At 72.2% G+C, this 17,689-nt stretch carries 13 protein-coding genes; all 13 read right to left on the reverse strand.

Annotated features, from left to right (window positions below; translation table 11 throughout):
• Positions 1 to 36: 36 nt before the first annotated feature.
• Complete coding sequence (locus BLW09_RS13360; protein ID WP_231946843.1) at positions 37 to 744, reverse strand: response regulator transcription factor; 708 nt, start codon at positions 742 to 744, stop codon at positions 37 to 39.
• Positions 741 to 1,985: a hypothetical protein gene (locus BLW09_RS13365; RefSeq protein ID WP_089913577.1), complete on the reverse strand. Its 1,245-nt coding sequence runs from the start codon at positions 1,983 to 1,985 to the stop codon at positions 741 to 743. The genes BLW09_RS13360 and BLW09_RS13365 overlap by 4 nt, the downstream gene beginning before the upstream one ends.
• Entirely contained in the window at positions 1,982 to 3,199 is a 1,218-nt protein-coding gene (locus BLW09_RS13370; protein ID WP_231946844.1) for a sensor histidine kinase, read from the reverse strand. Before BLW09_RS13370 ends, BLW09_RS13365 begins: the two co-directional genes overlap by 4 nt.
• Before the next feature lie 138 nt (positions 3,200 to 3,337).
• Positions 3,338 to 4,486, reverse strand: coding sequence for an Rv2578c family radical SAM protein (locus BLW09_RS13375; protein ID WP_089913582.1), 1,149 nt, complete (start codon positions 4,484 to 4,486; stop codon positions 3,338 to 3,340).
• A 27-nt stretch (positions 4,487 to 4,513) separates the two neighbouring features.
• Positions 4,514 to 6,127, reverse strand: coding sequence for an ABC-F family ATP-binding cassette domain-containing protein (locus BLW09_RS13380; RefSeq protein ID WP_089913585.1), 1,614 nt, complete (start codon positions 6,125 to 6,127; stop codon positions 4,514 to 4,516).
• A gap of 216 nt (positions 6,128 to 6,343) precedes the next feature.
• The gene (locus BLW09_RS13385) at positions 6,344 to 7,819 is read right to left on the reverse strand and encodes a malate:quinone oxidoreductase (RefSeq protein ID WP_089913586.1); all 1,476 of its coding nucleotides are present in this window, start codon (positions 7,817 to 7,819) and stop codon (positions 6,344 to 6,346) included.
• Between the two features lie 124 nt (positions 7,820 to 7,943).
• A complete protein-coding gene (locus BLW09_RS13390; protein ID WP_089913589.1) occupies positions 7,944 to 9,029 on the reverse strand; it encodes an aspartate-semialdehyde dehydrogenase in 1,086 nt (361 codons plus the stop codon).
• Between the two features lie 70 nt (positions 9,030 to 9,099).
• A complete protein-coding gene (locus tag BLW09_RS13395) occupies positions 9,100 to 10,386 on the reverse strand; it encodes an aspartate kinase (protein ID WP_089913591.1) in 1,287 nt (428 codons plus the stop codon).
• Between the two features lie 178 nt (positions 10,387 to 10,564).
• The gene (recR, locus tag BLW09_RS13400; RefSeq protein WP_089913595.1) at positions 10,565 to 11,161 is read right to left on the reverse strand and encodes a recombination mediator RecR; all 597 of its coding nucleotides are present in this window, start codon (positions 11,159 to 11,161) and stop codon (positions 10,565 to 10,567) included.
• 3 nt (positions 11,162 to 11,164) lie between these two features.
• A complete protein-coding gene (locus BLW09_RS13405; RefSeq protein ID WP_089913598.1) occupies positions 11,165 to 13,735 on the reverse strand; it encodes a DNA polymerase III subunit gamma and tau in 2,571 nt (856 codons plus the stop codon).
• Positions 13,736 to 13,783: 48 nt separating this feature from the next.
• Entirely contained in the window at positions 13,784 to 15,022 is a 1,239-nt protein-coding gene (locus BLW09_RS13410; protein WP_089913601.1) for an acyl-CoA thioesterase/BAAT N-terminal domain-containing protein, read from the reverse strand.
• A complete protein-coding gene (locus tag BLW09_RS13415) occupies positions 15,019 to 16,320 on the reverse strand; it encodes an acyl-CoA thioesterase/bile acid-CoA:amino acid N-acyltransferase family protein (RefSeq protein ID WP_089913606.1) in 1,302 nt (433 codons plus the stop codon). Before BLW09_RS13415 ends, BLW09_RS13410 begins: the two co-directional genes overlap by 4 nt.
• Positions 16,317 to 17,678 carry an acyl-CoA thioesterase/bile acid-CoA:amino acid N-acyltransferase family protein gene (locus tag BLW09_RS13420; RefSeq protein ID WP_089913609.1) on the reverse strand — a complete coding sequence of 454 codons (1,362 nt, stop codon included), beginning with the start codon at positions 17,676 to 17,678 and terminating at the stop codon, positions 16,317 to 16,319. Before BLW09_RS13420 ends, BLW09_RS13415 begins: the two co-directional genes overlap by 4 nt.
• Between the last annotated feature and the right edge of the window lie 11 nt (positions 17,679 to 17,689).

A 17,689-nucleotide genomic window follows, 5' to 3' on the forward strand; every position in this document is an offset into this window, starting at 1 on the left:
CCTACGGGGCGGGGGCGGCGGAAGGCCGACGGCGCGTCAGGTGAGGTAGCCGTCCTCGGCGGCGCGGCGGATCAGGTCGGCGCGGGAGCTCGTCGGACGACCCGCCTTCCCGTACTTCTCGCGCACCCGGCGCAAGTAGGTCTTGGCCGTCTCGTACTGCACGTTCATGGCGCGTGCCACTTCGGACGTCGTGCGTCCGTCGGCGTAGAGGACGAGCGCCTGGCGCTCCCCGTCGCTCAGCCGCGGCCGGGCGGACTCCGGGATGAGCGGCTTCGGCCGCCAGGCGGGCGGCGCGGCGGCGGCACGGCCGGCGCCGCGGCCGGAAGCCGCCAGTGCGGCGGCGACGAGCTCGGTCATCGGCTGCGACTTCGTGACGTAGGCGACCGCGCCGGCGGCGAGCGCCGCATCCCGGTCCTCCGGCGTGTCCACGGCGCTGAGGACGACGACCTTCGCACCCGCCGCGCGGCAGGTGCGCACCCGGGCGCCGATCGACACCGACTCCTTCAGCTGCAGGTCCATGATGACGAGGTCGGTGGGGAAGGCGTCGCTGTGGACGAGCTCCAGCCAGCTCCCGGCCCGGACGACGAGATCGAACTCGGGGGCGTTCTTCTCGATCCAGGAGGACAGGCTGTCGAGCAGGATCTCGTGATCGTCGAGGATGGCCAGGCGGATCGGGGGCTCGATGGACCGCGCACCGGTCGAGGTCGCCGTCGCTCCGGGGTCGTCCGGGCTGATGGTTCTCATCGTCTTCTGCCTTCGCTGTCGGGGAATCCGCCGTGGGGGTAGGCGAACCGGATGGTGACGTCGCCTGCGCGCAACCGCATCGTCGCGCGCATGGCGACGGAGTTGAGGGAGCTGACGAACGGGAGGAGTTCGCGGCGCAGGTCGCGGCGGGGCTCCGCGATCGCCGCGTGCAGCGCGAAGGACGGCCGTTCTGGTTCTCTCGCCGTGAGGAGGACGGAGCACGGGTCGAGCCCCGGGCGCCCCGCCACCGTCGCGATCATGGCACCGACGATGGCGCGCTGGTCGGCCGTCAGCACGCGCTCGAGCCGGTCGGGGTCGTCGACGCGCGGACCGTCTCGCTCGTCGGTCGCCGCCGCCGGCGCCTCCACGAGCCGGGGAGCGAGGGCGAGCTCGAGGGTGTCCTCCAACCACGTGCGGGAGACGGCACGCACCGACATCCTGCGCAACCGCTCGGCGATGGAACGGGCGCTGTCGATGTCCTCCGCCGTCACCGTGCCGCGATGGGCGAGGGACGTGAGGAACGGCACCGCCTCGGCGTTCAGCGCGGTCATGCGCTCCTGGGCGACCATCCGCTCGGCCGCCTGACGCAACTCGGCCTCGAGCCGGAGCTGCCCCTCGCGCGCGACTTCCCTCCAGCGCAGCGTCTCGCCGGTGAGCGTCCACGCGTATCCGGCACCGCCGGCAGCGAGGGCGAGGATGGGCGTCGCCGCGACGGTCGCGTACACCAGGGGGATGTTCGCGATGACGAGCGAGTGCTGGGCCGCCGCCAGGCCGCCGAGCACGATGGCCGCGACGACGGCGGACCCGGCGACCTCGCCGATCGGCCGATAGAGCGGCATCGCGATGAGCAGGAGGGCGACGGCGATCTGCCCCCAGTCGTCTTGGATGCGCTCGTTGCGTCCCCACACGGACGAATCGAAGAGCGCGGCGGCGGTGACGCTGAAGGCGACGACCGAGAAGTGCGACCACCGCCCGAACGGTGCGAAGCCGGGGTGCGTGCGGATCGTCGCGATCACCACGGCGAGGAGGAGGACGCCGATCGCGACGATGGCGAGTGACGCGTCCCGGATCTGGCCGGCGTGGATGATGGTGGAGTAGACGGCGTAGGCGAGAGCGACGCCCCCGAGCAGCGGCACGAGCGGCCAGGCCGACTGGGCTCCGAGGGGGTCCAATCGCTGGGGCGTGCGCTCGAGCGTCACCGATCGCGCCCGGACGATGGTGCGCGGGTTCAGGGCGGTCATCCGCCGCACCCCTCGGCGACCGAGGCGCCAGGCGCGATCGGAACGGTGAGGATGACGGTCGTGCCGACATCGGCGCTCGAGTAGATGTCGACCGTTCCTCCGACGCGGGCGATCCGGTCGCCGACGGACTGGCGGAGCCCGAGACGGTCGGCGGCGGGAGCCGATGCGGGGAAGCCGCTGCCGCCGTCCACCACCATCACGGAGAGGGATCCCCCTCCGGCGGACAGGGCGACCTCGGCGCTCGGGCTTCCGGAGTGCCGGACGACGTTCACCAGGCACTGCCGGACGGCCAGGCCGAGAGCGCGGCGGGCGTCGTCGCCCAGGGTCGTGTAGGCCGTGCGATCGCCCGAGATATCGACCGTGAGGCCCTCGTCGCGGGCCGCTTCGATCGCGCGATGGAGTTCGCTGTCGTACCAGGGGTCGGCCTCGGCGGTCGTGATGGCCCCGTCCCCGTCCGCGCTCGGAACCCCGGCGGCGAGACCGCGGAGATCGGAGTCGATGCGGCGGGCGAGGCGCTCGTCCAGCGGGCCGGGCTGCGCGGCGGCGACGGCCACCAGCTCGCTGAGCACCGTGTCGTGCAGGTCGGCGGTGGATGCGGCCAGCAGTTCGCGCCGCAGATCGATCAGCCGGGCGTCGCGCACGGCGCGATGCAACGCGGCCTGAGCGCGCGACCGGGTGCCCCGGGTCAGTCCATCGAAGGTGAGGACGCCGACCAGCAGCAGGTAGGCGCCCAGCGAGATCGCATCCGGGATGTAGGCGCGGCCGGTCGTCGCTGCGCCGAGCATCACGGCCGCCTCCGCGAGCGCGAAGCCGAGAGTCGCCCAGAGGATGCCCGCGAGAGCCCCCGTGCCCGTCCCGCCGACGAGCGTCATGGCGACCACAGGCAGCGCGACAACGAACAGGTTGGTGTCGCGGTACGCCGGTGTGCTGGTGAACAGGGCGACGACGTAGAAGTAGGTGCAGACCGTGCCGACGAGCAGGTAGGCGACCGTGAGCCCCGCGGTGCGGCCCCGCGCGAGCGCGAGGAGGAGCGCGACCATCGGCACCAGCACGAGCAGGGTCACCCACGACGTGACGTTGCCGTCGGCCAGGCTGGCGCTGCCGACGTTCACGACGGCGGCGCCGAGGCAGATAAGGCCGGCCCAGCGGGCGGCCGTGGCGAGAGCGCGCGAGTTCGCAGGTCGTGCCAGATGGCTGGGCAGACCGAGCGACACGTCGCCGTCCCTTCCGAGCCCGAGCACTCCTCGGTCCCCTCCCGGATTATGGCATCCGAGACGGCGTCTGTGTACCCCGGCCGCTCGTACCCCGATCGCCGCGACGACGCTATGGAGTCGGTGGGGAGAGGACCGCTGTCAGAACAGGGTGGGCTGCACCCCCAATCCGGTCAGCGATGCGCTCACGATCGACGCCGCGTCCGGCGCCTCTCCGTGCGGCGGAGTAGACGACACCGCACGCACCGCCGACCCCACCAGCTGCCGCTCCCCCTCGTCATCGCGCAGCATCCCGAGCGCGCTCGATCGCACACCGCCGGTCAGCGGATCTTCGCGGCCGCGCTCCAGCCCGTGCGCCCGGATCAGAGGCTTGATGCGACCGGCCAGCCACCGGCGATACTCCTGGGGCGCATACGTGCCACGGCCGTACATGCGCCGATATTGCGGCAGCAGCTCCGGGTGCTCTCTCCCGAGCCACAGGTAGAACCACTCTTTGACGCCCGGCTTCAGGTGCAGGGCCGAGTAGAGCACGGAGGTGGCCCCGGCCTCTTTGGCCTGGCGGAGGGCTTCGTCGAGATGCGCACGGGTGTCGGTCAGGTACGGGATGATCGGCATCAGGAAGACGGAGCAGTCGAGACCGTGCTCGCGCACCGCGGTGACGGTGGCGAGACGCGCTTTGGTCGTCGGGGTGCCCGGCTCGACGGACTGCTGCAGGTCGTCGTCGTAGACGGCGATCGACATGGCGAGGTCGACCGGGACCCGCTTGTTGGCCTCGACCAGCCGGTCGAGGTCGCGTCGCAGCAGTGACCCCTTCGTGAGGATGCTGAACGGCGTGCCCGACTCGGCCAGCGCGTCGATGATGCCCGGCATCAGCCCGTACCGCCCCTCCGCACGCTGATAGGGATCGGTGTTCGTGCCGAGCGCGACCGGATGATGGCCCCAGCTGGGCTTGGCGAGTTCTTTGCGCAGCACATCGGCCACGTTCACCTTGACGATGATCTCGTTGTCGAAGTCTTTCCCCGAGTCGAGATCGAGGTAGGTGTGCGTCGGTCGCGCGAAGCAGTACACGCACGCGTGGGAGCACCCCCGGTACGGATTGATCGTCCACCCGAACGGCATCGGCCCTCCACCGCCCGGGATGCGGTTGAGCGCCGACTTCGCCAGCACCTCGTGGAACGTGATGCCGGCGAAGTCGGGGGTGCGCACGGAGCGCACCAGATTGTTCAGCCGCGCAAGCCCGGGCAGAGCGGACGGCTCGTCGACCGACAACTCCTGACCACTCCAGCGCATGCCACCATTCGAACATATGTTCGAAGGTTAAGCAAGGTGCACCGTCTCCCCCGCCCATCCGGAACGAAGCCAGCGGTCGTGACTGGCGACCACGACCGCCCCGGGATAGGCGCCCAGCGCATCCTCCAGCTCCGTCGCCAGGGCGAGCGAGAGATGGTTGGTCGGCTCGTCGAGCAGGAACAGGTGCGGCGGCCGGGCGAGGATCAGCGCGAGGGCGAGCCGTCGCTGCTGACCGACCGACAGCGCGCCGACCGGCCGGTCGGCATCGCGCTGCGCGATCAGCCCGAGGGAGGTGAGGGGCACCGCCTCCGCCCGTCGCTCCCCCACCGCCGCCTCGTAGATCCTGCGCGGCGATAGCCTCGGGTCCGCGAACCGCACGTCCTGCTCCAGCAGCCCGACCCGGAGGCCGCGCCGTCGCTGCAGCGCCCCGCTCCCGGGTTCGAGGCGGCCGGCCAGCACGGACAGCAGGGTCGACTTGCCCGCACCGTTCGCACCCGTGACCAGGATGCGGCTGGTCGGCGCGACGGCGAACTCGTCGACCTGCAGACGGCCGGGAACGCGCACCTGCCGCGCATGCACCAGCAGCCCAGACCCGTCGTCGAGGCTCTGGAACCCCGAGGGGATGCCCGCGAAGCCGAGACGCGCGGGAGGCTTGCCCACCTGGGCGGCGCGCAGATCCTCCAGCCGCCCCTCCGCATTGCGGATGCGTCGGCTGATCTGGCGATCGAGGGCGTTGCCCTTCACGGACTTCACGAACTTGTCGTTGTCGCGCACCTTCCCCGACCAGGCGATGGACCGCGCGGTGACATCGACGGAGTGCGTGAGCTCTCTGAGCTCCTGCTGCTCATCGGCGTACTGCTTCTCCCACCGCGCCCTCTCCGCCTCCTTCTCGGCGAGATACGCGCTGTATCCCCCGCCGAAGGCCGTGGTGCCCGACCGCGCAGGGTCGAGATCGAGCAGCCCGGTGGCGACGGCGTCGAGGAACGCCCGGTCGTGGCTGGCGAACACGACAGGGCCGGCCCATCCCCGCAGCTGTCGCTCCAGGAAGGCGGCCGCCTCATCGTCCAGGTGATTCGTCGGCTCGTCGAGCAGCAGGGCGTCCGGCCGGCCGAGGAGCAGCGCGGCCAGGGCGAACCGGCTCCGCTGACCCCCCGACACCTCGCTCAACCGACGGGTGAGCGGGATGCCGCCGACACCGAGTCCGTCGAGCACCTCGTCCCTGCGCGCCTCGATGCTCCAGATCTCGGCGCGTTCCGCCGCCGCGAGGGCGGCGTCGTAGCGCGCGTCGGACGCTGCGTCTCCGGAGCCGAGCGCCGCGGCGGCCGCCTCGAGCTCCCGCTCGATCGCGCGCACGTCGGTGAGGGCGTGCTCGATGAGCGCCGCGAGCGTGTCTCCCGGCTCGAACCGCACCTCCTGCCAGAGGAAGCCGGTGTGTTCCGGTCGCGTGAGCGCGCCGGAGTCCGGCGTCTCGGCGCCGGCGAGCACACGCAACAGCGTGGACTTGCCGGCACCGTTCTCGCCGATGAGCCCGACCCGGGCGCCGGGGCCGACGGTGAGGGAGACGTCGGTGAGGACGCGACGCTCGCCGTAGCTGACCGAGACGCCGTCGGCGCGCAGCGGGGTGAACGTGATCGTTGACATGGGGAACCGCCTTTCCGGGCGCTCCACGAGGAGCGGGTTCCCGCCGGGCGATCTCCGTCGTGAGCGGGCGCCGGAGCGCCCAGGTGCCTGACCGGGCAGCGCAGCGACCGAAGGGTCCTCACTCACATCGACGGCGCCTCAGGCGCGGGACGTCAGGAGGTTCTCACTTCATAGCGAGGACGACCATAACAGGTCGTCCTCGCCGCTGTCCAGCGATCAGTGCTGCAGCTGCAGGGTCTCCGCTGTCGTCTCGAGCACGCGCTTGGCCTCGGCGGGCCGGTCGTTCAGCGTCGTGCCGACGGTCGGGATGAGCTCCTTCAGCGTCGGAAGCCACTCGCCGAACCGGTCGGGGAAGCAGTGCTTCAGCAGGTCGACCATGATGGGGACCGCGGTGGATGCGCCCGGCGACGCTCCGAGGAGACCGGCGATCGAACCGTCCTCCGCGGCGACCACCTCGGTGCCGAACTGCAGGACGCCGCCCTTCTTGGCATCCTTCTTCATCACCTGCACACGCTGGCCCGCGGTGATGAGCTCCCAGTCCTCCATCTTGGCGGTCGGCATGAACTCCTGCAGCGCCTTCAGCTTCTTGGCGCGGTTGGCGAGGAGCTCGCCGACGAGGTACTTGATGAGGTCGAAATTGTCGCGGGCGACCGCGAGCATCGGGCCGATGTTGCCGGGCCGCACGGAGCCGGGCAGGTCGAACCAGGAGCCGGTCTTGAGGAACTTCGGGCTGAAGCCGGCGTACGGACCGAACAGCAGCGACGCCTGGCCGTCGACGACGCGGGTGTCGAGGTGCGGCACCGACATCGGCGGGGCGCCGACGGCCGCTTTGCCGTAGACCTTCGCCTGATGCTGGGCGACCAGCTTCGGGTTGGTGGTGCGCAGGAACTGGCCGGAGATCGGGAAACCGCCGAAGCCCCTGATCTCGGGGATGCCGGACTTCTGCAGCAGGTGCAGCGCGCCGCCGCCCGCGCCGACGAAGACGAAGCGCGCCGTCGCGACGTGCGGCGTGTTGCCCACTTCGTGACGGACGGAGAGCCGCCAGAGGCCGTCCTTGGTGCGCTTGATGCTGCGGACGGTGTGGTTGAGCGCGAGCTCGGCGCCGTTCTCGATGAGGTTGTCGATGAGCGCACGCGTCAGAGCGCCGAAGTCGACGTCGGTGCCGGAGGTCTGACGGGTGGCGGCGATGCGCTGGCGCGCGTTGCGCTTCTTGGTGAGGAGCGGCGTCCACTCGCCGATGACCGCGGGGTCTTCCGAGTACTCCATGCCGGCGAACAGCGGCTGGTCCTTCAGCGCCTCGTAGCGCTTGCGGAGGTAGCGCACGTTGTCACGGCCGCGCACGAAGGTCATGTGCGGGGTGGAGTTGATGAACGTGTTGGGCTCCGGCAGGTCCCCGGCGGCGACGAGGCTCGCCCAGAACTGGCGGCTGAGCTGGAACTGCTCGTTGATGCTGATCGCCTTGGCCGGGTCGACGGTGCCGTCGGACGCCTCGGGCATGTAGTTGAGCTCGCACAGGGCCGCGTGGCCGGTGCCCGCGTTGTTCCAGGGGTTCGACGACTCCTGGGCCACTTCGCCCAGGCGCTCGTAGATACGGATGCTCCAGTCGGGCTGGACACGCTGGATCATGGCCCCCAGCGTGGCACTCATGATGCCGCCGCCGATCAGGACGACGTCGATGGGAGAATTGCTCACCCGTCAATCCTATGATGCGGCGGACGCGACACCGCCCGACAGCGCGTACACCGCCCGCTGGCGAGGAGTTGTCTCGATGTCGAGACAACTCCCTCCCCGCGGAAACGACGGGACGGCGAGCCGCTCAGGCGGTGACGGGGTTCGACAGACGCTCGGCGACCAGCTCGGCGATCTGGACCGCGTTGAGCGCGGCGCCCTTCCGCAGGTTGTCGTTGCTGATGAACAGCGCGATTCCCCGGCCCTCCGGCGCGCCCTCGTCGGCACGGATCCGGCCGACGAAGCTCGGGTCGCTTCCGGCCGCCTGCAGCGGGGTCGGGACGTCGGTCAGCTGCACGCCCGGCGCATCGGCCAGCAGCTCGGCGACACGCTCCGGGCTGATCGGCTTCTCGAACTCCGCGTTGATGGAGAGCGAGTGGCCGGTGAAGACCGGGACGCGGACGCAGGTGCCGCTGACGAGGAGGCCGGGCAGGTCGAGGATCTTGCGCGACTCGTTGCGCAGCTTCTTCTCCTCGTCGGTCTCGTTCAGCCCGTCGTCGACGATCGAACCGGCCAGCGGGATGACGTCGAAGGCGATCGGGCGGACGTACTTGACCGGCTCGGGAAGGGTCACCGCCGAGCCGTCGTGCACGAGGTCGAGCAGGTGCTCGTCGGCGACCGCGGCCCGCGCCTGCTCGGCGAGCTCCTCGGCGCCGGCCAGACCGGAGCCCGAGACGGCCTGGTAGGTGCTGACCACGAGACGCGAGAGACCGGCCTCGTCGTGCAGGGGCTTGAGGACGGGCATGGCCGCCATGGTCGTGCAGTTCGGGTTGGCGATGATGCCCTTGCGCGCCCCGGCGATGGCGTCGGGGTTGACCTCCGAGACGACGAGCGGCACATCCGGGTCCATGCGCCAGCCGCTCGAGTTGTCGATCACGATGGCGCCCGCCTCGGCGAACCGGGGGGCGTGCGCCTTCGACCCGGTGGCGCCGGCGGAGAACAGCGCGATGTCGATGCCGGAGACGTCCGCGGTCGCCACATCCTCGACCACGATCTCCTGCCCCTTGAACGGCAGCGTCGTGCCGGCCGAACGGGAGGAGGCGAAGAAGCGGATGCTCTTCACCGGGAACGCGCGCTCCTCGAGCAGCCGGCGCATCACGCCGCCCACCTGGCCGGTCGCGCCGACGACGGCCAGACGGACGCCGTTGCTGTCGAAATCGGTGAACTCGGTCATGTCAGCCCCTTGGGTCGTTTCGTGTGGTCAACCGCGCCGGTCGCGCGGCCATTCCCGTTGGCCGTGTGGTCTACCGGCCGGTGCCGGCGTAGACGACGGCCTTCTCGTCGCCGTCGAGGCCGAAGGCGGTGTGCACGACGCGGGCCGCCTCGGCGACCGTGTCGGCGCGGGTGACGACGGAGATGCGGATCTCGCTCGTGGAGATCATCTCGATGTTGATTCCCGCGTCGTAGAGCGCCTCGAACAGCTTCGCGGAGACGCCGGAGTTGGTGCGCATCCCCGCGCCGACGAGCGCCAGCTTGCCGATCTGGTCGTCGTACTGCAGGGACTGGAAGCCGACCTCGTCGTGCTCGGCGGTGAGGGCGGTCAGCACCCGCTGCCCCTCCGACTTGGGAAGGGTGAAGGAGATGTCGGTGAGGCTGGTCGCCGCAGCGGACACGTTCTGGACGATCATGTCGACGTTCGCATTGGCCTTCGCGACGATCTTGAAGATCTGCGCGGCCTTTCCGGGCACGTCGGGCACGCCGACGACGGTGATCTTCGCCTCGCTCAGGTCGGTGGCCACGCCGGAGATGATGGGCTCTTCCACGGTTCCATCCTTCTTGGCGGCCTCGGCGGCCGCTGCTTCGTTGAGGACATAGGTGCCCTCCTTGTTGGAGAACGACGACCGCACGTGCAGCGTCACGTTGTGACGCCGGGCGTACTCGACGGCGCGGATGTGCAGCACCTTCGCCCCGGCGGCCGCGAGCTCCAGCATCTCCTCGCTGGTGATGCGGTCGATCTTGCGCGCGAGCGGCACCTGCCGCGGGTCGGAGGTGAAGACCCCGTCGACGTCGGTGTAGATCTCGCACACCTCGGCGCCCAGGGCGGCGGCGAGGGCGACGGCGGTCGTGTCGGAGCCGCCGCGGCCGAGCGTCGTGATGTCGCGCGACTCGCGGCTGAACCCCTGGAAGCCGGCGACGATCGCGATGGCGCCCTCGGTCAGGGCGTCCTGGATGCGCCCGGGCGTGACGTCGACGATGCGGGCCGACCCGTGCTGCGCGTCGGTGATCATTCCGGCCTGGCTGCCGGTGAACGACCGCGCGTCGTATCCCATGCTCTTGATCGCCATGGCGAGGAGCGCCATGGAGATGCGCTCGCCGGCCGTGAGCAGCATGTCGAGCTCCCGTGGCGCGGGGATGGGGGTGACCTCGTGCGCCAGATCGATGAGCTCGTCCGTCGTGTCGCCCATGGCGGAGACGGCGACGACGACCTCGTTGCCCGCCTTGCGCGTCTCGACGATGCGCTTCGCGACGCGCTTGATGCTCTCAGCTGTCGCGACGGACGAACCGCCGAACTTCTGGACGATGAGGGCCACGGACTCTCCTGAACTCACGGGCTTCCCATCCTACCGAGTGGGATATGACCGTTCCTTCATGTGACGACACCGGTGGACAGGCCTCCACGAGTTGCGGCATCTGCTCACCACTCGCGCGGAATTCCGGCCACGACTCACGACTCGGCGAGCCTGGCGCGCGGTGCGGCGGGCCGGGGGGTCAGGAGACCTGGCGGCGGCCCTCGAACGCGCGACCGAGCGTGACCTCGTCGGCGTACTCGAGGTCGCCGCCGACCGGCAGGCCGGACGCGAGCCGCGTGACGCGGATCTCGAGGGTGGTGAGCAGCCGGCTGAGGTAGGTGGCGGTCGCCTCGCCCTCGAGGTTCGGGTCGGTGGCGATGATGACCTCCTGGACCGTGCCGTCCGCGAGCCGCTGCATCAGCTGACGGATGCGCAGGTCGTCGGGGCCGACGCCGTCGATCGGGCTGATCGCGCCGCCGAGCACGTGGTACAGGCCGCGGAACTCCCGCGTGCGCTCGATCGCGACGACGTCCTTCGCCTCCTCGACCACGCAGATCAGGGTGGGCGTGCGCCGGGGGTCGCGGCAGATGGAGCAGGTGACCTCCTCCGACACGTTGCCGCAGATCTCGCAGAAGCGCACCTTGTCGCGCACCTCGAGCAGCACCTCGGCGAGGCGCGTGACGTCGAACGTCTCGGTCTGCAGGATGTGGAACGCGATGCGCTGAGCGGACTTCGGGCCGATGCCCGGCAGCCGCCCGAGCTCGTCGATCAGCTCCTGGACGATGCCTTCGTACACCGGCTACCTCATCCCCGGGGTCGGAGGCGCTGGCTGCTCCTCGATAAAGGTGGCTCCGAGGATCTCGCGCACCACCGCCTCGCCGTAGCGCTGCGGCTGCTGGAAGGTCGGGGTGCGGGAGCCCGCCGCCGGGGCGGAGGACGAGCGCGCGGGGCGTCCGGCAGCGGACGGCGCGGACTCCCCGGTCGGCGCGGACGCCGCCGGGGACGGCGCAGTGACCGCCGTCGCAGAGGGGCCGGCGGCCCAGTCGCCCGCGGGCTCCTCGGGCACGGGCGGCTCGAACGGCGGCTCGATCTCGGGCGGGGGGACGTCGTCGTACGGCGGCTCCTCCGGGGCGCTCGGCGGGGCAGCGGGGGCGCTCGGCGGGGCAGCGGGATCGCTCGGCGGGGCAGCGGGCGCGGCCGGTGCAGCCGCCGCCTGCGGGGCAGCGGCGGGCGTGGCCGGACGCTCCATGGTCACGACCGCTGACGTCACCGCTGCGGCAGCCTCGGCGGTCTCGCTCGACGAGGGGATGGTGACCGTCGCCCACTCGGTGACCACCGACGCGGGAGCCGCGGCATCAGAGGGGGCCGTCGCGGCCGACCGCGCGGGCGCGGTTTCGCGCGTCTCTGGTGCAGCGGTCGGGACGGATGCCGGCGTGGGTGCTGGGCGGGCGGACGGCGCCGCCGTGCTCGCCGCGGCGGGCTCAGCACCCGGCCAGGTCTCGGCCGCCGGGGCGGCGGGCGCACCGCCGGAGGGGCGGGGCGATCCGCCGGAACCGGGAGCCGAGTCGGCTTTCGCGATGAACTTCACGCGGATGCCGAGGACGTCGACGATCGCCTGGCGGAGGTACTCGCTGACGCCCGGGGCGCCGGCGGCGTCGGGCTGCCGGAAGCTCTGCACATCGTTGTCGCTCGGGAACGACAGCGACAGGACGTCGCCGTTCAGGGAGCGCACCTGTGCGGTGAAGACGACCATCCACGCGCTGCGCTTCGCACGCTGGACGGCGTCGAGGATCTGCGGCCAGGCGTCCTTCACCTGCTGCGTGCTGACGGGGCCGACCGGGGCCGCGGCCGGAGCCGGCTTCTCCGCCGCCGGTGCGGGGGTCTGCTCGGGGGCCGGGACATCCGCGGCAGGAGTCTGCTCCGCAGCTGTCTGCTCGCCGACGGCGCGCGCGGCCGCGGCGGTCTGCGACGGGGCCGCTCCGGCTGCCGTCGTCTCCGCCGTGGGAGCGTCGGCGGACGACGCAGCCGTCGGCGTCGGCGCAGGGGGCGGGGCCGGCGGGGCTGCGGCACGGGCCGGCTCCTGCGGCGCGACCGGTGCGCTCGGCGCAGCGGGAGGCGCCGCCCGCTCGGCACGAGCAGGCTCGGCACGAGGCGGCTCGGCACGAGGCGGCTCGGCACGACCGGGCTCGGATCCGATGGCGTCGCTCACGCCCACGCGGCGCTCGAGACGCTCGACGCGGGCGAGCGCCCCCCGCTCGCTCTCGTCGCTCGACGGCACGAGCACGCGCGCGATCATGAGCTCCAGGTGGAGTCGCGGCGAGGTCGCGCCGGTCATCTCGGTGAGCGCCGCGTTCACGATGTCGGCGGCGCGGCTCAGCTCGGCCGCGCCGAACTTCATCGCCTGCACGCCCATCCGGTCGAGCTCGTCCTGCGGGACGCCGCGCAGCACCGCCGATGCCCCTTCGACACTCGTCGCGGCGACGACGATCAGGTCGCGCAGACGCTCCAGAAGGTCTTCGACGAACCGCCGCGGGTCCTGTCCGGTCTGGATGACGCGGTCGACCGCGGCGAAGGCGCCGGCGGCATCCCGCGCCGAGATCGCGTCGATCACGTCGTCCAGGAGCGCCGCGTGCGTGTAGCCGAGGAGCGCGACCGCCCGCTCGTAGTCGATGGCGCTGCCCTCGGAGCCGGCCATCAACTGGTCGAGCAGGGAGAGGGTGTCGCGCGGCGAACCGCCGCCCGCGCGCACCACCAGCGGGAGGACGCCCGGTGCGACCGTCATGCCCTCGCTGTCGCACAGGCTCTGCACGTATTCCAGCATCTGCGCGGGAGGGACGAGCCGGAACGGATAGTGGTGGGTGCGGGAGCGGATCGTCCCGATCACCTTCTCGGGCTCCGTCGTCGCGAAGATGAACTTCACGTGCTCCGGCGGCTCCTCCACGATCTTGAGCAGGGCGTTGAAGCCCTGCGGGGTGACCATGTGCGCCTCGTCGAGGATGAAGATCTTGTAGCGGTCGCGGGCGGGGGCGAAGATGGCCCGCTCGCGGATGTCGCGCGCGTCGTCGACGCCGTTGTGGCTGGCCGCGTCGATCTCGACCACGTCGAGGGAGCCGCCGCCGTCGCGGCTCAGCTCGATGCAGCTCGCGCACTTCCCGCACGGGGTGTCGGTGGGACCTTCCGCGCAGTTCAGGCAGCGGGCGAGGATGCGGGCCGACGTGGTCTTGCCGCAGCCGCGGGGACCGGAGAACAGATAGGCGTGATTCACCCGATTGGTGCGCAGCGCCGTCATCAGCGGCTCCGTCACCTGAGACTGGCCGATCATCTCGGCGAAGGTGTCGGGCCGATAGCGGCGATACAGGGCGGTTACCACTCACACATGCTACTCATCGCCGCCGACATTCGGCTGGGTCCGCGGAGATCACGGCCCGCGGACATCGAGCGCGCGCCCGATCGCCGACCACAGGGCGACCCTGGCGTCCTCCGTGGGCTGCGCCTGCGGTGCCGGGGGCAGGTCGAGCGGCGTGTACGGAGGCAGCGAGAAGCTGTGCGTCGCCCGCGGCGCGCGGACGTACGCGTCTCCCCCGCGCGCCGGCCGCACATCGGCCGCCGCGTCGAGCCACCGGCAGCCGTTGTCGAGCTGCTCGTCCTGCCCGGCGCATCCCAGGACCACCGGACCGGGGATGCGACCGAGGTCGAGCACCGCCGCCGCCGTGACCTCATGGGTGCCGCTGAGGCACGGCACCCACGACCCGCCTACCGTGATCGCCGGGCCGGGAACGGGGGACGGGCAGACCAATCCGGTCGTGCCGGCCGGGGCGATGGCGCCGTAGACCAGCTCGGGATGCGCGACAGCCGTCCACAGCGCGAGCTGCGCACCGCGCGAGGCCCCGAACACGAACACGCGCCGCGCATCCACCCCGGGCTGAGACCGCAGCCAGTTCAGCGCGGCGACGACGCGTTCGGCGGGCAGCGTCCGGACCGGCCCGAGCTGGCCCGCCGAGCCGTAGGTCGAGAACGCGAGGGCCGGGTATCCCATCGCCGAGAGGGTGGCCGCCGAGAGCACACCGGTCCGCACGTCGGGCTCCGTGCCGTCGAAGACCAGCACCGCGGGCCGGGGAGCTGCGGAGGCCGAGGCCGGCTCGAAGTAGTCGCCCGTGATGCCGTCGTCGAACACCGCCCGCGACGGTGCGACGGACGACAGGCCGACGCGATGCAGCCGGCGGAGCGCGACGCGGCGCCCGTCGACGACGGCCTCCAGGTCGACCGTCATGGTCGTCCCGCCCCACAGCTGGGGAGACGTCGCCTCCCTGCCGGAATCGCTCTGCAGGGACCAGAACAGCCCCATCCCGTCCGCGCCGCGGAACGGCGCCTCCACCGGAACATCGTGATCGAGGTCGACGACCCCGGAGGACGGAACGCCGTAGACGGCCTGCGAGCTCCACCGTTCACCCGCCGCCGCACCGGACCGCGCCGTCGCGCGCACCGTCACCCGGCCGCCGGGCGGCAGAGAGACGAGACGGACGTGCACCGGCTCCCAGACACCGCTCGGCTCCTCGCTGACCTCGACGCGCGGCCCCGCAGCGCCCGGCGCGGCGACGCATCCGGCGAGCGACGCGACCAGCAGCGACAGCACGACCCCCGCCCGTACGCGCCTCACGGCCGCATCGCCCCCGCCAGCTTCGCGATGACGACCTGCCAGAACGCCGTGCGCGCATCCTCGGTCGCCTGTGCCGTCGCCGGGGAGAGATCGCTCAGCCCGATCGGCAGCAGGGGCGGGGTGGTGATGTCGTGCCCGGCGCCCTCGGAGTAGAGGAAGGCGTCCCCCGGCTCGTCCCCGCGTGCCTGCTCCCCCGCTCGCGTCCAGTCGCAGGCCGTGGGGAGCAGCCGGTCGGCGGTGCCGCACGCGAGCACGAGCGGCCCGCTGATGCGCTGCAGCGGCAGGATGTCGGTTCCGGCGATCGTGCGCTCGGGGTTGGCGCACGGCAGAGCCCTCCCGTGCTCGATCAGCAGAGGGCTGCCCGCGGACGACGTGCACTGCAGCGCCGTCGCGCCGGCGGCGGCGAACGCGCCGTGCACCCGCTCCGGATCGTTCGCGGCGAACCACAGGGCCAGCGACGACGCCCGGCCGGTTCCGTACACGAAGACGCGTCCCTCATCCACGACCGGGAGGGAGGAGAACCACGTCAGCACCGCGTCGAAGGTCTCCACCGACAGGGCGGCGGAGCCGGGGATGCGGCCGGCCGGGACGAAGGCCGGGAGGATGACGACCGGGAAGCCCGCCGACGCGATCACGCGGGAGGCGAACGCCCCGGACGCTCCCCCGTCGTCGCCGTCGATGATGATGACGCCGGGCCGCAGACTCACCGGCGTCGGCACGGAGTCGACCAGCGTCCCGATGCTGGCCGTCGGCGCGAGACCGGACGCCTCCGGATCGCCCGTGTCGATCAGGTCGCTCCCCAGCACGTCCCGGCTGATCGTCCCCGCCGAGAGCGCGGCGCGGTGGAGCTCGCCGAACGCCACCTGGTGGCCTCCCTGCTCCGCAGAGAACCGGATGTCGAGCGGGCTGAACGCCCACTGCGCCTCCAGCTGCTGCTGGCTGAGCGAGGGTCCGGTCAGACTCCACAGCAGACCGGACCCGTCGGGGCGCGGGTAGGGCGCCGCCGCCGGTTCCTGCGACCACAGCCGGACGCTCCCGCTGGGCGGCACCGCGTAGACCGCCCGCGACGACCACGAGCCGGAGGAGGAGTACGCCCGCGCGGTGAGCACGACGGGTTCTCCCGGTTCGAGTCCGCTGACCTGGATGCCGACCGGCTGGGTGATGCCGTCCCCGAACCGGCTGAAGACGAACCGGGCTCCGCCGCCCGTGCCCGGCGCGCATCCGGAGAGGACGACGGCCGCCACCGCTCCGGCGGCCGCGATGCGCAGCAGCCGCCCCACCCTCCCGCGCCGCGTCATCCCAGCACCGCCCGAAGCAGATCGCGGCCGACGGCGTTCCAGAACGCGATGCGGGCTTTCTCAGTCGGCTGGCCACCGGTCGCCGGCAGCGCGATGGGCAGGCCGGGCGGCACGCTGACGGGATGCGTCGCACCGTCCGCGTAGATGATCCGGTCGCCGGGGCGCGGCACCCGGGTGGCGGCGAGCGCGCGCTGCCACCCGCACGCCGACGGGAGCGTGGCATCCTGCACACCGCACGCGAGGACGACCGGGCCGTCGACGACGTCGATGGACGGGACGGCGGAGGGGACGACCGTGCCGGCGTCGGAGAGACAGGGCAAGCCGGACTCGCCTTCGAAGACCGGCGCGACGCGTGCGGCCGGCAGGCACAGCAGCGCCGGTGTCCCCCCGGCGGCGAACAGCCCGTGGATGCGCGACGGGAACCGGGTGGCCGCCCAGACGGCCACCTGCTCGGCCGCGCCGGTGCCATAGAGATAGACGCGGTCCTGCTCGATGTCGGGCCGATCCGCGAGCCAGTCGAACACGGCCTGCACCGTGGTGTCCGCGATGATGCCGGTCGAGCGGACGCCGTCCGCCGCGGCCGCGACCGGCACCAGCAGCACCGAGGCGCCGAATTGCGCGATCACCGGTGCCACGTAGTCCCCGGACGCCCCCGGCCGCGCGTCGTCGAACATCAGGACGACCGGGGTCTGCGGGTGCTCCAGGCTCGCCGCGCTGTAGAAGGTGGCGAGCGCGACGTCCTCGTGCGTCTGCCGCGGCAGGCGCGGATCGATGGCCGGTCGCAGGTCGCGCGTGTAGATCGTCCGCACTGGGAGGGTCGACGCCAGTCCGTCCAGCTCGAACGCCCGGGTGGCGATGACCCTGCCTGCGTCGGAAGCGGCGACCGTGACGTGGATGGTGTCGAGCATCCACTGCCGTGCCGCCTCCTCGCCCGACAGCCGCGGACCGCGGAGCGACCAGAACAGCCCGGCCGAGTCCGGCTCGGTGAAGGGGGCGAGCTGCGGCCGCGCCGCCGCCAGGTCGAGGGTTCCCGAGGCCGGGACCGTGTAGGTCGCGGCGGACGTCCAGGTCCCGTGCACCGTGGCGAGATGCGCGGTCAGCCGCAGCCGCGCGCCCGGCTCGGCACCGACCAGCTGCAGCGGGAACGGCCACAGCACGGCGCTGTAGCGGACGAGCGGAGAGGTCACGAAGCGCGCGCCCGCTCCCGGGTCCGCGGCGCCGCATCCGGCGAGCACGGTCACCGCGAGGAGGGCGGAGGCCAGCACGGCCGCGATCCGGGCCGGCCGGCTCGTGCGGCGCGCGGCGGAGACGCGTCGCGGCATCCCGTGCCGTTCGCCCTCGCCGCGCCGTCGCCGCATGGCCTCCGCTC

The organism is Leifsonia sp. 21MFCrub1.1 (genome assembly GCF_900107895.1).
Classification (GTDB): domain Bacteria; phylum Actinomycetota; class Actinomycetes; order Actinomycetales; family Microbacteriaceae; genus Leifsonia; species Leifsonia soli.

Coding starts and splice junctions, on each gene's coding strand:
- BLW09_RS13360 (WP_231946843.1), bottom strand. CDS start 744: ATGAGAACCATCAGCCCGGACGACCCCGGAGCGACGGCGACCTCGACC.
- BLW09_RS13365 (WP_089913577.1), bottom strand. CDS start 1,985: ATGACCGCCCTGAACCCGCGCACCATCGTCCGGGCGCGATCGGTGACG.
- BLW09_RS13375 (WP_089913582.1), bottom strand. CDS start 4,486: ATGCGCTGGAGTGGTCAGGAGTTGTCGGTCGACGAGCCGTCCGCTCTG.
- BLW09_RS13380 (WP_089913585.1), bottom strand. CDS start 6,127: ATGTCAACGATCACGTTCACCCCGCTGCGCGCCGACGGCGTCTCGGTC.
- BLW09_RS13390 (WP_089913589.1), bottom strand. CDS start 9,029: ATGACCGAGTTCACCGATTTCGACAGCAACGGCGTCCGTCTGGCCGTC.
- BLW09_RS13415 (WP_089913606.1), bottom strand. CDS start 16,320: ATGACGCGGCGCGGGAGGGTGGGGCGGCTGCTGCGCATCGCGGCCGCC.
- BLW09_RS13420 (WP_089913609.1), bottom strand. CDS start 17,678: ATGCGGCGACGGCGCGGCGAGGGCGAACGGCACGGGATGCCGCGACGC.